This window comes from Nocardia sp. NPDC051981 (genome assembly GCF_040680715.1).
Taxonomy (GTDB): Bacteria; Actinomycetota; Actinomycetes; order Mycobacteriales; family Mycobacteriaceae; genus Nocardia.
In genome coordinates this window covers 39413-56529 of sequence record NZ_JBFAXK010000035.1, presented here as the reverse complement: position 1 = coordinate 56529, position 17117 = coordinate 39413, and the positions used below count along the sequence as shown (strand labels likewise).

The 17117-nt window shown below is 69.1% G+C and carries 13 protein-coding genes; 4 read left to right on the top strand and 9 right to left on the bottom strand.

Annotation, left to right across the window (positions count from 1 at the left end):
• Positions 1–75: 75 nt before the first annotated feature.
• Together AB0L60_RS37755 and AB0L60_RS37750 are read right to left on the bottom strand one after the other, a co-directional pair.
• Entirely contained in the window at positions 76–804 is a 729-nt protein-coding gene (locus tag AB0L60_RS37755; protein ID WP_364624411.1) for an IclR family transcriptional regulator C-terminal domain-containing protein, read from the bottom strand.
• 5 nt (positions 805–809) lie between these two features.
• Positions 810–2231, bottom strand: coding sequence for an APC family permease (locus AB0L60_RS37750; protein WP_364624409.1), 1422 nt, complete (start codon positions 2229–2231; stop codon positions 810–812).
• Between the two features lie 296 nt (positions 2232–2527).
• On the opposite strand from AB0L60_RS37750, the gene AB0L60_RS37745 reads away from it, so the two are divergent.
• Together AB0L60_RS37745 and AB0L60_RS37740 are read left to right on the top strand one after the other, a co-directional pair.
• Complete coding sequence (locus AB0L60_RS37745) at positions 2528–4045, top strand: APC family permease (RefSeq protein WP_364624407.1); 1518 nt, start codon at positions 2528–2530, stop codon at positions 4043–4045.
• Between the two features lie 376 nt (positions 4046–4421).
• On the top strand, positions 4422–4877 hold the full coding sequence (locus AB0L60_RS37740) for a GNAT family N-acetyltransferase (RefSeq protein WP_364624405.1): 456 nt from the start codon (positions 4422–4424) through the stop codon (positions 4875–4877).
• 32 nt (positions 4878–4909) lie between these two features.
• Here the strand turns inward: AB0L60_RS37740 and AB0L60_RS37735 are convergent, their stop codons facing one another.
• Positions 4910–5533 (bottom strand): Pr6Pr family membrane protein, encoded by a 624-nt coding sequence (locus tag AB0L60_RS37735; RefSeq protein ID WP_364624403.1) that lies wholly within the window; start codon positions 5531–5533, stop codon positions 4910–4912.
• Positions 5534–5670: 137 nt separating this feature from the next.
• Here AB0L60_RS37735 and hrpA point away from each other — a divergent pair, with 137 nt between their 5' ends.
• Entirely contained in the window at positions 5671–10083 is a 4413-nt protein-coding gene (gene hrpA, locus AB0L60_RS37730; RefSeq protein WP_364624471.1) for an ATP-dependent RNA helicase HrpA, read from the top strand.
• Between the two features lie 187 nt (positions 10084–10270).
• On the opposite strand, the gene nrdR is transcribed toward hrpA, so the two are convergent.
• The 3 genes from nrdR to AB0L60_RS37715 all read right to left on the bottom strand — a co-directional run bounded on the left by nrdR (position 10271) and on the right by AB0L60_RS37715 (position 12669).
• On the bottom strand, positions 10271–10747 hold the full coding sequence (gene nrdR / locus AB0L60_RS37725; protein WP_354848181.1) for a transcriptional regulator NrdR: 477 nt from the start codon (positions 10745–10747) through the stop codon (positions 10271–10273).
• 106 nt (positions 10748–10853) lie between these two features.
• On the bottom strand, positions 10854–12077 hold the full coding sequence (locus AB0L60_RS37720) for a hypothetical protein (protein ID WP_364624400.1): 1224 nt from the start codon (positions 12075–12077) through the stop codon (positions 10854–10856).
• A 187-nt stretch (positions 12078–12264) separates the two neighbouring features.
• Complete coding sequence (locus tag AB0L60_RS37715; RefSeq protein WP_364624398.1) at positions 12265–12669, bottom strand: hypothetical protein; 405 nt, start codon at positions 12667–12669, stop codon at positions 12265–12267.
• Positions 12670–12987: 318 nt separating this feature from the next.
• On the opposite strand from AB0L60_RS37715, the gene lexA reads away from it, so the two are divergent.
• Positions 12988–13680, top strand: coding sequence for a transcriptional repressor LexA (lexA, locus tag AB0L60_RS37710; RefSeq protein WP_364624469.1), 693 nt, complete (start codon positions 12988–12990; stop codon positions 13678–13680).
• Positions 13681–13750: 70 nt separating this feature from the next.
• On the opposite strand, the gene AB0L60_RS37705 is transcribed toward lexA, so the two are convergent.
• From AB0L60_RS37705 to AB0L60_RS37695, 3 genes are all read right to left on the bottom strand, one after another.
• Positions 13751–14215: a DUF2231 domain-containing protein gene (locus AB0L60_RS37705; protein WP_364624396.1), complete on the bottom strand. Its 465-nt coding sequence runs from the start codon at positions 14213–14215 to the stop codon at positions 13751–13753.
• Positions 14216–14345: 130 nt separating this feature from the next.
• On the bottom strand, positions 14346–15137 hold the full coding sequence (locus AB0L60_RS37700) for a hypothetical protein (RefSeq protein ID WP_364624394.1): 792 nt from the start codon (positions 15135–15137) through the stop codon (positions 14346–14348).
• A 256-nt stretch (positions 15138–15393) separates the two neighbouring features.
• Entirely contained in the window at positions 15394–16992 is a 1599-nt protein-coding gene (locus AB0L60_RS37695; RefSeq protein ID WP_364624392.1) for an alpha/beta hydrolase, read from the bottom strand.
• Positions 16993–17117: the final 125 nt, after the last annotated feature.

Here is a 17117-nt window from a genome sequence, read left to right as displayed (position 1 = left end):
AGGTTAGGAGCGCACACCCGAGGGCGGCCAATGATTTTCGGCGCGGGAACGACGTCGATCGAGCAGCGGGGCGGGTCAGTAGAGCAGCGGGCCCAGGCGGGCGGCGCAATCACGGGCCGGATCGCGGTGGGTCTCGAGCGCCGGCAGCCGGTTGCTCGGGCCGCTCAGGCACAGCGCACCCGCGAGACTGCCGAGGGCGTTGTAGATGGGCAGGGCCAGACAGGCGACGCCGGGCACGAGTTCGTCGGCGGCCCTGGCATATCCGGACTCGCGAACGGTCCGCAGATCCTCGGCGAGGGCGGTGTGATCGATCTTGGTGCGCGCCGCGACACGCACGGGGTGCGTGACCAGCGTGCGCCATTCGGTCCGTGCGGCGAGCAGCAGCTTGCCCGCGGCGGAGGCGTGCAGATGCCGGGACAGCTCCCGCTCGCCCGGAATCGGATGGTCCGGGTCCTCGCTGAGCACCTGGACCGCGGCCGGGCGGAAGTTCATGAGGTGCACCGCGAATCGCGTGGACGCACGGAACTCGCCGAGCAGCCCGTCCGCGGCCGCAGGCACCACCGGCATCCGGATGGCGGCCGCGAACCCGTGCAGCCGCGCACCCAGTGCGAAGCCGCGCAGATCGGCGGTGCGGACCAGATACTCGTCGGCGACAAGGGAATTCAGCAGCCGGTAGGTGGTGGCGGGGGCGATGCCGAGGCGTTCGGCGATCTCCTTGGCGGTGACGCCCACGCCGCAGTCGGCGACCGCCTCGAGTATGGCGATGGAGTTGGAGACGGTGGTGGTGCGGCGGGAGTCCTTCATCGCGCCTACCGGAAGGTCGCGGTGGGCAGCAGGTCCGCGCGCTGCGGCTCGTCGTAGATGCCGAGGCCGCGCAACCGATCCGGCGCGCAGACCCCCAGCGCGACGGTGAAGAGCGCCGCGGCCGCAAGCACCACGGCGTAGGCGATCACGACGGTGACATTGTCGTTGCGGGCCGATACCCCGGCGGCGACCATGAGGATTCCGAGCAGGGTCGCGGTGACCGTGCCGAGCAACGCCATGCCACGGCTGGGTTCGCCGATGCGGCGCAGCAGCGCCGGAGTGGCCAGGCAGGCGGGCAGATACGAACCCAGATAGCCGAGCGCGCTCAGGGTGAGGAAGCTCCGAATCCCGTCCTGCGGTTCGGCTCCCGACAGCAGGTACCAGACCGCGCAGGCCGTCACCGCGCCGACCGCCGCGACGATCGCGGGCGCCGGCGTGTGGAAACGCGGGTGCGTGCGACCGGCCGCGGCCGGGGCGATGCCCTCGCGGCCCATGGTGAACAGGACACGGACCAGGGCATTGATCGACGCGACCGTGCAGGCGAAGAACGATGCCGCCACCCCGAGATCCAGGACCGCGCTCAGGAATCGCGAATTGTCCTGCAACACCAGGTCCGTCACCGGGGTGGAACCGGCGGCCAAGCCCGGCGGCGCGGCGGCCAGCGCCACCGCCTGCGCGGACACCGTGATCAGATAGATGACCGCGGCGGCGACCGGCGTCCACGCCAGCGTGCGCGGCACCGACCGGAACGGCCGGTATGCCTCGGCGGACAGCGTTGTCGCACTCTCGAACCCGACGAAAGCGCTGATGGCCACCACCGCACTCATGGCGAGACCACCGGTGCCGCCGTGCCATTCGAAGGCGCGGCCGGCCTGCGCGCCGACGCCGTCGCGGGTCAGCAGGTAGCCCATCAGAGCCAGGACCGTCACCACCGAGACGCATTCGATCAGCAGGGTCACCGAGGCCGACAGCCGGATCCCCCGCACCATGAGCACGGCCGCGGCCGAGGCCGCGATCAGCAGCAGCGCGACAATCGTCGCGGTCCCGCCGAATCCGGCGAGTCCGGCGGTCACCGCGACCTGGTCCAGATACGTGCCGACCGCGATCAGCCCCGCCACGCTGACGCTCGCGTACCCGGCGATCGCCGACCAGCCGACCGGTACGGCCACCGCGGGGCCGAGCCCCTTGGCCACATACGTGTACAGCCCGCCGGTCACCGCCAGCCGCTGCGCCATCGGCCGGATCACCAGCGCCACACCCCAGGCCAGCAGCGCGGCCGCCAGGAACGCGGCCACGCTCGCCCCGCCCCCGGCCGCGCCGATCACGAACGCCGGGGTGACCACGGCCGTTCCCGACGGGGCGATGGCCGCGACCGACTGCGCGAACACCGGCACGAAAGGCAGTTCGCGCCGGGTCAATCCGCGCACCGGCGAACGTCCGGACACCGGGGGCCGACTCGGCGCAGCCGATCTCATCCGTGCGCCTCTCTCTGGACCGGTTCCCTGACAACGGGTTGCCACAGCGTCGCCGATCCGTATTGCACGGGCGTAAACACAAGTAACATCGGCTTGTCTCGAGGCGAGAGAAAAATCTTGCGCCTTTCCCGCCGACGGTCACCGTCGCACACCCGCCGCTGTTACAGACCGTCTATAGCGTTCCGCGCCATCGGAAAAGACCCCGCCACCCGGTGATTCCGGGGCGAGCGCAGCAGAGAGACGGATCCATGACGCAGCAGATCGAACGCGCCACCGCCGCACCGCCCGGCGCCAATCCACCCGACGGGGTGCACCGCCTCAAAGCCAATGCCGTCGGTTTGCTCGGGGTGGTGTTCATGGCCATCGCCACCGCCGCGCCGATCACCGCCATGACCGGCAATGTGCCGTTCATGATCTCGGCCGGGACCGGGACGGGCACGCCCGCCGCGTTCCTGATCGCCATGGTGGTGCTCGCGGTGTTCTCGGTGGGCTTCACCACGATGTCCAAGCACATCACCGCGACCGGCGCGTTCTACGGGTTCATCTCGTTCGGACTGGGCCGCTCGGCCGGGCTGGCGGCGGGACTGCTGGCCACCTTCGCGTACATGGTGTTCGAGGGATCGCTGGTCGGGATCTTCTCCAGCTTCGGCACGAATACCGTTGCGGCACAGTTCGGCGTGCACGTCCCCTGGTGGGTGTTCGCCATCGTCATGCTGGCGATCAATGCCCTGGGCACCTGGTTCGGGGTGGCCGTCGCGGAGAAGTTCCTGGTCGTGCTGCTGGGCACCGAGTGCGCGGTGCTGGCCATCATGGGTATCGCGGTGGCGCTGCACGGCGGTGGGCCGCACGGATTCTCGTTCGCGCCGCTGAATCCGGTCAATGCCTTCACCGGGCCGTCTGCGGGGCTGGGCTTGTTCTTCGCGTTCTGGTCGTGGGTCGGATTCGAGTCGACGGCCATGTACGGCGAGGAATCCCGTGACCCCAAACGGATCATCCCCAAGGCCACCATGATCGCGGTCATCGGCGTGGGCGTGTTCTATGTACTCGTGTCGTGGATGGCCATGTCCGGCAACGGCATCGGAGAATCGGCGGCGCTGGCGGCCTCCGACAACCCGATGGACCTGTTCTTCCACCCCACCCAGACCTACGTCGGGCATTGGGCGGTGAGCGCCATGCAGTGGCTCATGATGACCGGATCCCTGGCCTGCGGCATGGCATTCCACAACTGCGCCGCCCGCTACCTCTACGCGCTCGGCCGGGAGGGCGTCTTCCCTGTGCTCGAGCGCACCGTCGGCCGCACCCATCCTCGGCACGGGTCACCGCACATCGCGGGCGTGGTCCAGACGGTCATCGCCTGCGCGCTGGTCGCGGGCTTCGGAATCGCGGGCAAGGATCCCTATACCGGCACCTACACGCTGCTGGCGATCCTCGGCACCATGGCCATCCTGGTGGTCCAGGCCGCCTGTTCCTTCGCGGTACTCAATTACTTCCGCACCCATCACCCCGAGAGCCGGCACTGGTTCCGCACCGTGCTGGCTCCGCTGCTGGGCGGCCTCGCCATGGCCGGCGTGGTCGGGTTGCTGGTCCTCAATATGGGTACCGCCGCGGGCGCCGAATCCAGCTCCCTGGTCCTGAAGGCCACCCCGTGGCTGGTCGCCGCAATCGCACTGGGCGGCTTCGGTTTCGCCGAATATCTGAAACGTCGCTCCCCCGCCCGGTACGCGCGGGTCGGCCGGACCGTCCTGGAGGAAACCCACGAACGCTGACCCGTCCTGATGGAGCCATTCCGGAACTTGCGGCATGTGAGGTCCAGCGGCATGGAAACGGCCCGGAGCCTTGCGGCTTCCGGGCCGTCTTCAGCTTCGAGTCGGCGTGCACGTATCCGACGCCCCGCGGCAGCACCCTCGGAACCGTGCCATTGCGGTTCGCCCCACGACGGCCCGAACAGCCGAGCCGGAAAATCCGAAATGATCACGAAATCCGGCCGACCACACAGAGTCTCACCGGTCGCAGGAGTGCACACGCATCACACGGGAACGGACGGCACGGTAGGTCGGCGGGTTGGCGCGTGCGGTCAGTACCCGGAACCGGCGGCGCGGCCCATGCGGTCATGGTCCCGAGCTCGGCGGATAGCCTGGCGGAATGCGCATTGTGATCGACGATCTGAGCGGGGACGAGGTGATCGGACTGCTCGAGGCCCACGTTGCCGAGATGCTGGCGAACTCACCCGAGGACAGCATGCACGCGCTCGACGTGGCGGCGCTGCGCAAGCCGGAGATCACCTTCTGGTCGGCGTGGGAGGGCACGCAACTGGCCGGCTGTGGGGCGCTCAAGGAGCTGGATCCCGTGCACGGCGAGATCAAGTCCATGCGGACCGCGGCGAGTCACCGGGGGCGCGGGGTGGCGTCACAGTTGTTGCGGCACATCCTCGCCGAGGCCACCGCGCGCGGATACGCGCGGTTGAGCCTGGAGACCGGGGCGTCGGAGTTCTATCTGCCCGCGGTGCGGCTGTACGAGCGCTACGGGTTCGAAGAATGCGGGCCGTTCTCGGATTACGCGGCGGACCCGCACAGCGTCTTCATGACCCGGGCGCTCTGAGCCTTTCATGACCGGGGCGCTCTGAGCCGGAGTCAGCGGCCGACGCCCCTGGGTACCAGCCCGTTCAGCGCCGCCGCGATCACGCCCAGGATGGCGAAGATCACGGCCATCATCACCAGCCCGCCGGACAGCTGGGCGTAGCCCTGGTCGCGGGGGTCGATGAACGGGTAGGGGTACCAATCGGCGAACGGCCCGCGCAACAGCGTGTAGGCGCCGTAGGCCAGCGGGTAGGCCAGCCAGCCCAGGATGAGCCGGATGGTCGGCTTCAGACCGGCGGCCACCAGCAACCAGTCCGCGATCAGCACGATCGGGATCACCCGGTGCAGGGTGTCGTTGATCCACCGCTCGGTCAGCTGCACATCGATATCGGCCAGCAGCACCGCGTAGATGACGAGGGTGATGGTCAGGTAGAGGGTGGCCGCCCCGCGCAGCACCTGCCAGCGCCGGCCGGCCGGGTCACGCAGCCCGCCGACCAGCAGCACGATGATGCCCAGGATGTTGGACTGGATGGTGAAGTAGCTGAAGAAGTTGAGATACGAATAGTTCGGGTTGCCCGCATTGCGCAGCGGAATCCAGACCAGCGCCACCAAGCCCACGATTCCGAAGACGATGCGCAGCACCCGGATCCACGCGGGCGTTCCACCTCTGACGGCCATGGCCCGATGGTCGCATGCCGAACTGCCCGACCGCAGACAATACGCCGGTGCGGCACACTTCCGGCAAGCGCGAGATCGGGCCGCTCGACACCGTGCCGACCGGCCCGGACCGACTCTTCGCTATCGTTGACGATGCAATGACCAGGACCGCCGCCACCTCTCGCGAGCTTCGTACCCGCCTGGCCGATCTCTCGATCCGCGACGAGCACCGGTTGCGTCGCAGGCTCGACAAGGCCCGCGGCGGCGATCTCACCGACCTCGAAACAGATATCGACGCCGCGCAGCGCCGGGTGGACGCCCGCCGCGCCGCCGTCCCGGCCATCCGGTATCCCGAGCGGCTACCGGTCTCCGCGCGCCGCGACGACATCGCCGACGCCATCGCCGCACACCAGGTCGTGATCGTGGCCGGTGAGACCGGCTCCGGCAAGACCACCCAGATCCCCAAGATCTGCCTCGAGCTCGGGCGCGGGATCCGCGGCACCATCGGCCACACCCAGCCGCGGCGACTGGCCGCACGCACCGTGGCCGAGCGCATCGCCGAGGAACTCGGCACCGAACTGGGCGACGTGGTCGGCTACACGGTCCGCTTCACCGATCAGGCGTCGGACCGCACGCTGGTCAAACTCATGACCGACGGCATCCTGCTCGCCGAGATCCAGCGCGACCGGCTGCTGCGCCGCTACGACACGATCATCATCGACGAGGCGCACGAGCGCAGCCTCAATATCGACTTCCTGCTCGGGTATCTCAAGCAGCTGCTGCCCAAGCGGCCGGATCTGAAGATCATCATCACCTCCGCGACCATCGACCCGGAGCTGTTCGCACGGCACTTCAGTGACGAGAACGGCACGCCCGCACCGATTGTCGAGGTGTCGGGACGGTCGTATCCGGTGGAGGTCCGATACCGGCCGCTGTCGCTGGCGCTTCCGGTCACCTCCGAGGACCCCGACGACGAGGACACCCGGATCGTCGACCGCGACCCCACCGACGCCATCGGCGACGCGGTGCGGGAACTGCAGGCCGAGGGCGACGGCGACATTCTGGTCTTTCTCTCCGGCGAGCGCGAGATCCGCGATACCGCGGATTCGCTGCGGGACATGCGGCTGCCGCGCACCGAGATTCTGCCGCTGTACGCGCGGCTGTCGGCGGCCGAGCAGCACCGGGTATTCGAATCGCACACCGGCCGGCGCGTGGTGCTCGCCACCAATGTGGCCGAGACCTCGCTCACGGTACCGGGCATCCGCTACGTGATCGACCCTGGCACCGCACGCATTTCGCGCTACTCCATGCGCACGAAGGTGCAGCGGCTGCCCATCGAGTCCATCTCGCAGGCATCGGCGCGGCAGCGGTCCGGTCGCTGCGGCCGTGTCGCGGACGGTATCGCCATCCGGCTGTACTCCGAGGACGACTTCGAATCCCGGCCGCAGTTCACCGAACCCGAGATCCTGCGCACCAACCTGGCCGCCGTCATTCTCCAGATGACCGCGCTCGGGCTCGGCGATATCGAGAGCTTCCCGTTCGTCGAGGCGCCCGACGCCCGCGCCATTCGCGACGGCATCGCGCTGCTCGAGGAGCTCGGCGCGCTGGCCCGGGCGGAGGCCGAAGCCGGCGCGCGCAAGGATATTCCCGATGCCGGTCTGATCCTCACCCCCATCGGCCGCGAAATGGCGCAGATCCCGGTCGATCCGCGCATGGCCCGCATGCTGGTCGAGGCCAACCGCGGCGGCTGCCTCGCCGAGGTCCTCATCATCGTCGCGGCCCTGTCCATCCAGGACGTCCGCGAACGCCCCGTCGAACACCAGCAGGCCGCCGACACCAAACACGCGCGCTTCACCGTCGAGGGCTCCGACTTCCTGGCCTACCTGCACCTCTGGGACTATCTCCGCGAACAGCGGAACGCCCTGTCCTCCAACCAGTTCCGCCGCCTGTGCCGCGACGAGTTCCTGCACTACCTCCGCATTCGCGAATGGCAGGACCTGCACGGCCAGCTCCGCACCATCACCCGCGGCCTCGGCTGGAACACCGCGGGCTCGGACGCCCAATTCGACCGCACCGCAACGCCTTCCGACGACGCCGGAAACAACCCGCGTAACCGCCGCGGCCGTAATCCAGGCCGTGGCAGCGGTACCGGCAGTGCCGAGCACGACGGGAACGGCTTCGGAACCGAATCCGCCGAGCGCGGCGGTGCCGCCGCAGGCTCAGTGCAGGGCCGCAACATCAACGGCGGCAATGCCACTCAGCGCGGTGGGCAAAGCTCCGAGGCCGGGCGTGCGGAGTCGGCATCGGTCGCCGACGACACACGCCGCGGCGGATCAGTGCGCGGCCGGGATTCGCGCCGCGCCGATGACAGCGGGCGCGGCAGGTCCAGCGGACGCGGCAACGATTCGGGCCGCCGGGGCGGCGGCGCGGGATCGAGCGGGCAGTCCGGCCTGGCCGAATCGCTCGCGGCGAAGGCGGGGCTGGACAATGACTCGCTGCCGTGGGATGTGACGTCGATCCACCAGGCGCTGCTGGCGGGCATGCTGTCGCATATCGGTGTGCGGGAGGCGGAGACCCGGGAGTTCCTGGGAGCCCGCAATGCCAAGTTCATGATCTTCCCGGGTTCATCGCTGGCCAAGAAGCCGCCGCGGTGGGTGATGGCGGCCGAGCTGGTGGAAACCTCGCGCTTGTGGGGACGGACGGCGGCCCGGATCGAACCCGAGTGGGCCGAGCGGCTGGCCGGGGACCTGGTGAAACGCACGTACTCCGAACCGCACTGGTCGGCGAAACGGGGTGCGGCGGCGGCCTACGAGCGGGTGACGCTGTACGGCATTCCGCTGGTGACGCAGCGGCGGGTGGACTTCGGGCGGATCGATCCGGAATTGTCGCGGGAGCTGTTCATCCGGCATGCGCTGGTGCAGGGCGAGTGGCAGACCAAGCACGACTTCTTCGCGCGGAACCGCGAGTTGCTCGACGATGTCGCGGATCTGGAGCATCGGGCGCGACGGCGCGACATCCTGGTCGACGATCAGGTGCTGTTCGACTTCTACGACCAGCGCATCCCGTCGGACATCGTGTCGGTGCGGCACTTCGACAGCTGGTGGCGCAAGACCCAGCGCACCGATCCGAACCTGCTGGACTTCACCGCCTCCACGGTGGTGAACGAGGATGCGGCACTACTGGATCCGACCGCCTACCCCGACAGCTGGCGGCAGGGCGAGCTGACCTTCCCGCTCACCTACCAGTTCGAGCCCGGCCAGGCCGACGACGGTGTCACCGTGCACATACCGATCGCCCAGCTCGCGCACGTGCGCGCGGTCGGCTTCGACTGGCTGGTCCCCGGCATGCGCGAGGAACTGGCCGCCGCGTTCATCAAGACGCTGCCGAAACAGCTGCGCCGCACCGTGGTTCCCGCCCCCGACTTCGCCAAGGCCGCCCTGGACCGCCTCACCCCGCGCGCCGAACCACTGCGCACCGGGCTGGCCCGGGAGCTGTCGCAGCTCGGCTCGGTGACCATTGCCGCCACCATGCTCGATCCGGCGGGCCTGCCCGACCACCTGCGCATGACCTTCGCCGCCACCGACCCGACCGGCGCCGTCGTGGCCCGCAGCAAGAGCCTGACCGAGCTGAAATCCAGCCTGGCGGAACAGGTCTCGAAGTCGGTGGCGCGCGCCAACAACGCCGCCGAGCGGGCCCCGTCCACGGTGTGGACCTCCGAATCCCTGGGCACCCTGCCGTCCTCGGTGAAGCGCCAGGTCAGCGGTCAGACCATTACCGGTTATCCGGCCCTGGTCGCGGAAGCGGACGGCGTGGCCGTACGCGTCCTCAGCTCCCCCGCCGCCCAGGCCACCGCCATGCGCACCGGCACCCGCGCCCTGCTGCTGGGCGCGATCACCACCAATACCCGCGCCGTCACCGCGGGCCTGCCGCCCACCGATCGCCTCGCGCTGAGCCAGAATCCGTACGGCACCCTCGACGCCCTGGTCGAGGACTGCCGCGCCTGCGCCGCCGACGAACTCATCGCCGCCAATGGCGGACCGGTGCGCAGCCCCGAGCAATTCCAGGCGCTGGTGGAGAAGGTCCGCCCGCAGTTCACCACGGCCGTCGCGACCATCGTCCGCTCGGTCGTCCCGGTCCTCGCCGAGGCGCACCGGCTGCGCGCCGCCCTCGCCGAATCCCGCGACCGGGACGCCACCGACGATGTCACGCACCAGCTCGACGACCTGATCTTCCCCGGATTCATCGCCGAGTGGGGCAGCGCCCGGCTGCGGGAACTCCCCCGCTATCTGGAAGCCGCCCGCCTGCGCCTGGAGGCGCTCCCCGCCTCCGCCAACCGCGACCGCGCCGGCCTGGTCGAACTCGACCGCGTCCACGCCGCCTACGACCGCCTCGTCGGCAATCTCCCCGAGGCGCGCCGGGGCGGCCGCGACATCGTCGAAATCTGGTGGATGATCGAGGAACTCCGCGTCAGCCTCTTCGCCCAGCAGCTCGGCACCCCCTACCCGGTGTCGGCGAAGCGCATCGAGAAGGCGATCGACATCGCCCGCCGCCCACCCCAGCAAAAGCGCTGACGGGGCACGATCTTTCGTGCAACACCACCGACATGCACTGGCGCACATACCTTCTCGGAAAGCAGTTGCGGGTCAGCGCATCGCCCCTCCGCCGGGCATGGGACGCCGGGAAATGAAGTGGTCCGGCTCCGAATTGCTCGGGGCCGGACCGGGAATCGATGTGGGGTGACCGATAGCGGTCGCCCGTTCACTTGGTTGCCGCGCCCACGGTGTGGTCGGCGCGGTGCTTGCGCAGGTCGGCGATCTCGCGTTCGAAATCCTCGGCGGAGCTGAAGGATCGGTAGACCGAGGCGAAGCGGAGGTAGGCGACCTCGTCGAGATCACGCAGCGGGCCGAGGATGGCGAGGCCGACCTCGTGGCTGGGCACCTCGGGGGAACCCTTGGCGCGCACCGCATCCTCCACCTGCTGCGCGAGCAGGTTCAGCGCATCGGAATCGACCTCGCGGCCCTGGCAGGCGCGGCTGACGCCGCGGATGACCTTCTCGCGGCTGAACGGCTCGGTGACGCCGCTGCGCTTGACGACCGACAAGATCGCGGTTTCGACCGTGGTGAACCTGCGCCCACACTCCGGGCAGGCACGTCGCCTCCTGATGGCGGTGCCTTCCTCGGCCTCACGCGAGTCGACCACCCTCGAATCGGGATGACGACAGTACGGGCAATGCATCCGGGATCCTTCGTCGATGCCTGGGCTTCCACAGCAACCTCGAGCAATCTCGAGGATACCGTGACGGACCCGATCGGCGGCGTCCGCCCGTGTCCGCAGGCCCGAATCAGGTGGTCACCTGCCACTGGGAGGTCAGGTCGGCGAGCAGATCCGGCAGGCGCTGCACCAGCCGGCCGTTGGTCAGCATGACCGGGAACGGCACGGCCAGAACCGGTCTCGCGGCGGCCGGATTCGCGCACAGTTCCAGGTAGCGCGGCAGCAGATCGTGGGTGATGTAGTTCCACCGCGTGTCGCGGTCGGCCCAGTTGAAGTCGGGCAGCGGGGCGCGCAGCGACATCGCGCCCGTGATGAGGGTGGTGGGAGCGAAGACGCCGGGCGCGCGGACGCCGGGAACGGCGGCCTTGCCCGCGATCGTGCTCACGTAGGTCATGACCCGGCCCAGGTCGCCGCGGCCGTGCGAGGTGACATCCCACTGGTCGGCGATGATCTGGTTCTGTTCCCGGTCGGTCATGCGCAGCGCGGCGTCGGCCAGGCCGTCGGGGGTCCCGGAATCGATCTCGCGCCAGGCTGTGACGGCGTTCTCGTCCAGCACGCCGGCCCGGTACATCTCCTCGACACCGGCCAGGCCCGCGGCCGCGTAGGCCTCGTGCATGGGCACCTGGTCGATGAAGATGTGCTTCTGCATGATCATCAGCCGGGTCTGGTACCAGGCCAGATCATCGGCGGTGAGCCGCTCGCCCGCGGTGCCGAGGGTCCGGATGTCGGCGGGCAGGATGTCCAGCAGCTGCGACGGGGTGCCGCGCAGCAGATCGGCCACCGAGTCACCGAGCTGATGGATGCCCGGCACGGTGAGAATCGCCGACACATCGCCCATGTCGAAGAAGCCCGACGCGAACGACCCGCCGGCCAGCCCGGCCAGTCCGGTCCACCAGTAGTCCGGGTGCGCGTTGTTGAGCCGCAGGTAGTTCACGTAGACCTGGGTGAAGGTGCGGGTATTCGCCGCGACGCCGCGCCCGGGATCCCAGGCTGCCAGGTCGATATCGGCATTCCGGGTCGCGGTGACCAGCCAGTACTGATGCAGCAGAGTCGCGTAGTGCCGCGGCTCGACACCCGCGGCGCGCGCGTCGTCGAGCGCGGCGCGCAGGGTGTCGGGATCCAGGGGCAGTGCGGGATTCAATCCGCCGCCGCCCGCGCCGTCACCATTGACCGACGGCAGATCCAGATACGCGGCATAGGCGGACTCCGCATGCGCGGCCGGTGCGGTCACCAGCCCGACCACCAGGCAGGTGAGGACACCGGCCACCCGGATCAGCCCTCGAACTCTCGGCATTGAACGCCCCCTGTCGCTGTGCGCGCGGGCCGGAGCACGGCCCGCGCGGATGTAGCCTCTGTCACATCCAGGGGGACGCTAGCAACACGTTTCAGTTTTCAATCTGCATTTTCGGCCACGCCCATGGCCGTCGAGCTCTATCCCGAATAACGGCTATGACCGGGCAACTACCACAGCAGCGAGCTCGCTATCGCACCGGCGCCGGGACCATCTGAACCGAGGACGGTGTGGTCTGCGAATCGAAGTCGCCGGAACGCAAGTGGGCCAGTCCGATCAGACCGGCCACGGCCAGCGCGCTCATCAAGGCGGTGATGGCCAGGGCCGCCAGACCGACCTGGGCGCGCTGCACCCGATCCAGCGGATGCGCGCCACGGGCGCGCCGGGCCGCGTGTCGCACGACGACATGGTCGCGTCGAACACCTGCGCCGGCGGCGGGCCGGACCCGCGCGCGGCAGGGGCGACGGTCCAGGGTGGGACGGCCCGCGGCCGCGGGCGTCCCGGTCCGGAACCGATCCGAACGCAGCTCCGAGGGGATGCTGTCGAATCCCAGATCGCTTCCCAGAGTGTCGATTTCGCTGACCACGGCGCGCATCGAAGAAACCTCCAAAGTAGGGCGGACCGAATGATGCTGGACAACTGACTCGATCATGTGTTCGAAGAACTGATGTTCGAATTTCTACCACGGCCCACCGACAATGTCACTGATTTCCCCGACATGCGTCGAACAGATGTTTGATCACACGCGTCACACGGACTACAGTCGAGACACGAGTTCCCCGGACGCACGATGAACCGCTTCCGGGAACGAATTCCGGTGAGCGACAGCAGTGAACGGAGGACGGCGGCGGTGAGCGAACACGGCGGCGCGGATGGTGAGAACGGACCCCTTGGTCCCGACGGTGGCGGCCCCCTGTCCGAATCGTCCGGTGTCGGCGCCGATCTGACCGTGCGCCAGCGCAAGGTGCTGGAGGTCATCCGCACCTCGGTGCACGACCGCGGCTATCCGCCCAGCATCCGCGAGATCGGCGATGCCGTCGGCCTCACCTCGACTTCCTCGGTGGCGCACCAGCTCCGGGCACTGGAGCGCAAGGGCTATCTACGCCGCGACCCGAATCGCCCACGCGCCGTGGATGTCCGGGGCCTGGACGAGACGGCGGTGCGCGCCACCGCCGGCGTGTCGCAGCTACGCGCGGTCAATACCGAGGCCGATGCCTCCGACGAGCACCCCGTCCCGACCTACGTCCCGGTGCTGGGCCGGATCGCCGCCGGTGGCCCGATCCTGGCCGAGCAGGCGGTGGAGGATGTCTTCCCGCTGCCGCGCGAACTGGTCGGCGAGGGTTCGCTGTTCCTGCTGAAGGTCGTCGGTCAGTCCATGATCGACGCCGCCATCTGCGATGGCGACTGGGTGGTCGTGCGGCAGCAGAACGTGGCCGACAACGGGGACATCGTGGCCGCCATGATCGAGGGCGAGGCCACCGTGAAGACCTTCAAGCGCACCGGATCCCAGGTGTGGCTGATGCCGCACAACCCCCTGTTCGAACCGATTCCGGGCAATGACGCCCAGATTCTCGGCAAGGTCGTCACGGTCATCCGCAAGATCTGACCGTGCCCGCACTGCCGTGGCCCGGCGACCGCCCCGCAGACCGGCCGCCGGGTCACGACAGTCGTCTCCGTCAGTGGTTGAGCACGCCGTTCCACACCGCGTGCGCCCCCGAGTCCCCGACCCGGTAGGTCTGCCACCCGGCCGCCGCGCCGCTCGCGATCACCAGCAGTGCGATCAGCGCCGGCACCGCCCGGCCCAGCGGCTTCCCGCGGCCGCGCCGCAGGTGCACGAAGACCAGCAGCACGGTCGAAACCAGCAGCGGCGCAACGAAATACAGCATCTGATGGCCGAGTCGCGCGTGCTCGTCCACCACCGGGGGATTACCGAGCTGCCGCTGGAACCACTCCCCCGCCTCCACGGTCACCGGCGTCAATGCCGTCACCAGTACCACCAGGACGGCCGTCGGCCAGATCAACCGGCTGCGGGCCGCGGGCCACAGTGCACACAGGATCAGCAACCCCGCGGTCAGCGGGACCAGCACGACAATCACGTGCACCAGCAGGACATGGGCGGGCAGCCCATTGAATGTCGACATATATCGGCTCTTTCGAACTCGGCGAACGAAGCCCGGCGTATCAGAACAACGTAAGCCGGGCCCGGCCGGTTCGGTTCGGACCCACGGTCGTCCGGCGAGTTCGGATCGGGACCGTGGGTCGCGCGAGCAGTCAGTCGGTTTCGGTAGGCACCACGATGCGAGAGATGAGCTGAGTGGGCGCCTCGTCGCGTACGGGCATCGGCTGGGCGGCGGCCGGCGCGGCGCCCTTCGGGGCGACGGTCTCGGGCGCCGCGGACGCGGCCGGCTCGAGCGCCGCGGACTCGGGGGCGGCGACCGCCTCCGGCGCGGGAACCGGTAGCACATCCACGATCTGGGGGGCCGGCTTGTCCTGGGCGGGCGTCGCCGGCAGATCCGGCATGGCGGCCAGCGCAGCGGCCGGGTCCAGGTCGCGGGCGGCGGGTGCGTCGGAGTTCAGCGCGGCCAGGCGGCGGGCCCGCAGGTCGCCGTTGAGCGCCGTGGTCACCTGGTCCGGCGATCCGGCGGGGGCCTGGACGATACGGCGGGTCGGGACATCCTCGACCGGCACGGCCTCGGCTCCGCTCGGCAGACCGGAGCCGGCGACGAAGCCGAGCACCTCGTACTGCGTGCCGATCGTCATGACGGCCGAGTCCTTGTCGTGCGCAATGTATCCCTGGTTGGTGCCCATGACGCGACGCAGCGACTCCAGCCAGCGGTGGTCGAGAACGCGGCAGTCGGCCCAGGGGAAGTACTCCAGCCCGGTCCGTAGGTAGAAGCGGTCGCCGATGCGCGCACCGCGCAACAGCTCCAGCACCCAGGCATCGATGAGATTCGGCTGCGCATTGCGATAGATGCGGGACTGCGGGGGCACGGAACCCTTCGCGAATTCCCCGAAGGAGTTCAGCAACTCACCCGGAAACTCTTCTAACTTCCCAAAACCCACGACATCTAAACCAAGAAGTTGCTCTGGAAGTTGGGCTGCGATCCTGCGCTCGTCGTGCAGTTTGAACTTTCTATTGATGTTCTCAGTGCGCATTTGTCTCCGACTTCCCATTCCAACCTGGACGGAACCCTAGCATGAACCCGACCGTTTCAAACCAGTTTGGTCGGCCGCCCAAAGCCATGGTACGGGCACTCCCGCAACTAATCCGCAACCAGCGGTTACGGCTATCACGACGCAACGAACCGCCCGTTCGGGATCATTGGCCATAGCGTCCGGCGATGATTTCACCCTGATGCCACAGGCCCGGATTCGCAGGCTCCCAGTAGTTTCCGTGTGACACGACATCGAACGGCAGGGCCCGCAACACGGGAAGGTCGATAGTGGCCCCGGAAGAAGTGAAAGCCGTTGCGCGAAATTCGCGATCGACCGGATCGACCCCATGGAGAAACTGTCCGAACCTGGGCACCGGATCAGCGGGGTCGGCCGTGGCGTAGACATGCGCACCGTTGTGGCCCGCAGGAATACCCGTCAAGTGCAATTTCGAAACATCATCAACACCTACCCCAGGACTTCCCACGAACACCACATCGTCGGCAGCCAGAGAGTTCGCTCCGCTGGCCGCCGCTCCGATCACGACGCTCCCGTAGCTGTGCCCGACGACCGTCTGATGGGCCGCGAGCCCGGGGTGGCCGGCCCGCAGTCCACTCTCGAACCGATCCAGCGCGGGCGCGCCCGCCCGAGCCCGGCGATCACGCACCGCCTCGGCCAGATCCGGCGGTGCGTCGTACCCGTACCACGCGATGACCGACGTCCGCGCGGCCGGATCGGCTCGCTCGGCCGCATCGAGCAGCGCACGCGCGCGGTCGACCCCGACACCGATACCGGTCAGCGACGATCCGGTACCGGGAACGAAGGTCGCGACATTGACCGCGAGATCCGGATTGTTCAGTGCGATCGCGCCGTGGCCGTTCCGATCCACCGCCAGCATCAATCGGCCCGAGCCCGGATCCCCGGCCTGATTCGCGAGCGCCGCGTACCCGGCATCGCGCGTCCGCGCCTCCGCCCGCGCGGCTTCCCACTCCCGCAACCGAATCCAGCCCGCGCTGGTGGTCGGCAAGTTCTCGTGCCGCGTCCAGTCCCGGTGCTGGTCGGCCAGCCGCCGATCCTCCGCCGCGGCCTCGGCCCGCAACCTCTGTAAGGCGATCCGGTTGTAGTGGTCGCGAGCCAATGCCGGCACCCCATCGCGGTCCCCGAGCAACGGATCGGCCGCGAACAGCGCGTCCTGATCCGCGGGTGTCAGCGACTTCCACAGCGCGCAGAGCACTGTGGGATCTTCCGGAAGACTCGCGGTCCCGTCGAGAATCCCCGCGACCCGAGTACTCGGCCCGCCACCCGTCGGATCCACGGCCAACCCCGCCAGCGCCTCCGCCACCGCGCCGAGGCGGGCCCCGACCCGCTCGTCGATCTCCCCCGCGAGATCCAGCAGGGGCACCAGCCGGGCCTGCACCTGCTTCGCCTTCGCGTCGAAACCCGCCTGGAAGATCAAGTCCAGCGCCGAGTTCCCGGTATCGGAGCGCGGCCCGCGGACCGTGCCGTCCTCCGCGATCCGGCAGCCGGTGTCCCGGGCCTCGTCGGCGAGCTGCCCGACCAGCGCGCACACTCGCTCGAGCGCGCCCGCCTCAGCGAATGCGTCGGCGATGTCGAGCAGTGCCGCACCGACATGGTTCGCCGCCAGCTGGGACTCCCATGCCCGCAGCGCGGCCGCCGTCCCCGCCGCGCCCTGCCACCCGGCGACCGTGACATCGGCCAGGCGCCCCACCCGTGTCATGGCCCCGGAGAACGCCGAATCAGCCACCGCCACACCAGAACTGGCGCGGATCGCAGCGCCCGGCTCCCACCCTCGCACTTGCGAAAACCCCGCTCGTACCATCGCGCCTCCCCACGCAATCCCTTCCGATTCGCGAAATCCGCACTGCCGCC

Excerpts from the sequence above, each read along its gene's own strand:
- AB0L60_RS37755 (WP_364624411.1), bottom strand. The coding sequence starts at position 804 with ATGAAGGACTCCCGCCGCACCACCACCGTCTCCAACTCCATCGCCATA.
- AB0L60_RS37745 (WP_364624407.1), top strand. The coding sequence starts at position 2,528 with ATGACGCAGCAGATCGAACGCGCCACCGCCGCACCGCCCGGCGCCAAT.
- AB0L60_RS37740 (WP_364624405.1), top strand. The coding sequence starts at position 4,422 with ATGCGCATTGTGATCGACGATCTGAGCGGGGACGAGGTGATCGGACTG.
- AB0L60_RS37735 (WP_364624403.1), bottom strand. The coding sequence starts at position 5,533 with ATGGCCGTCAGAGGTGGAACGCCCGCGTGGATCCGGGTGCTGCGCATC.
- hrpA (WP_364624471.1), top strand. The coding sequence starts at position 5,671 with ATGACCAGGACCGCCGCCACCTCTCGCGAGCTTCGTACCCGCCTGGCC.
- nrdR (WP_354848181.1), bottom strand. The coding sequence starts at position 10,747 with ATGCATTGCCCGTACTGTCGTCATCCCGATTCGAGGGTGGTCGACTCG.
- AB0L60_RS37720 (WP_364624400.1), bottom strand. The coding sequence starts at position 12,077 with ATGCCGAGAGTTCGAGGGCTGATCCGGGTGGCCGGTGTCCTCACCTGC.
- AB0L60_RS37715 (WP_364624398.1), bottom strand. The coding sequence starts at position 12,669 with ATGCGCGCCGTGGTCAGCGAAATCGACACTCTGGGAAGCGATCTGGGA.
- AB0L60_RS37705 (WP_364624396.1), bottom strand. The coding sequence starts at position 14,215 with ATGTCGACATTCAATGGGCTGCCCGCCCATGTCCTGCTGGTGCACGTG.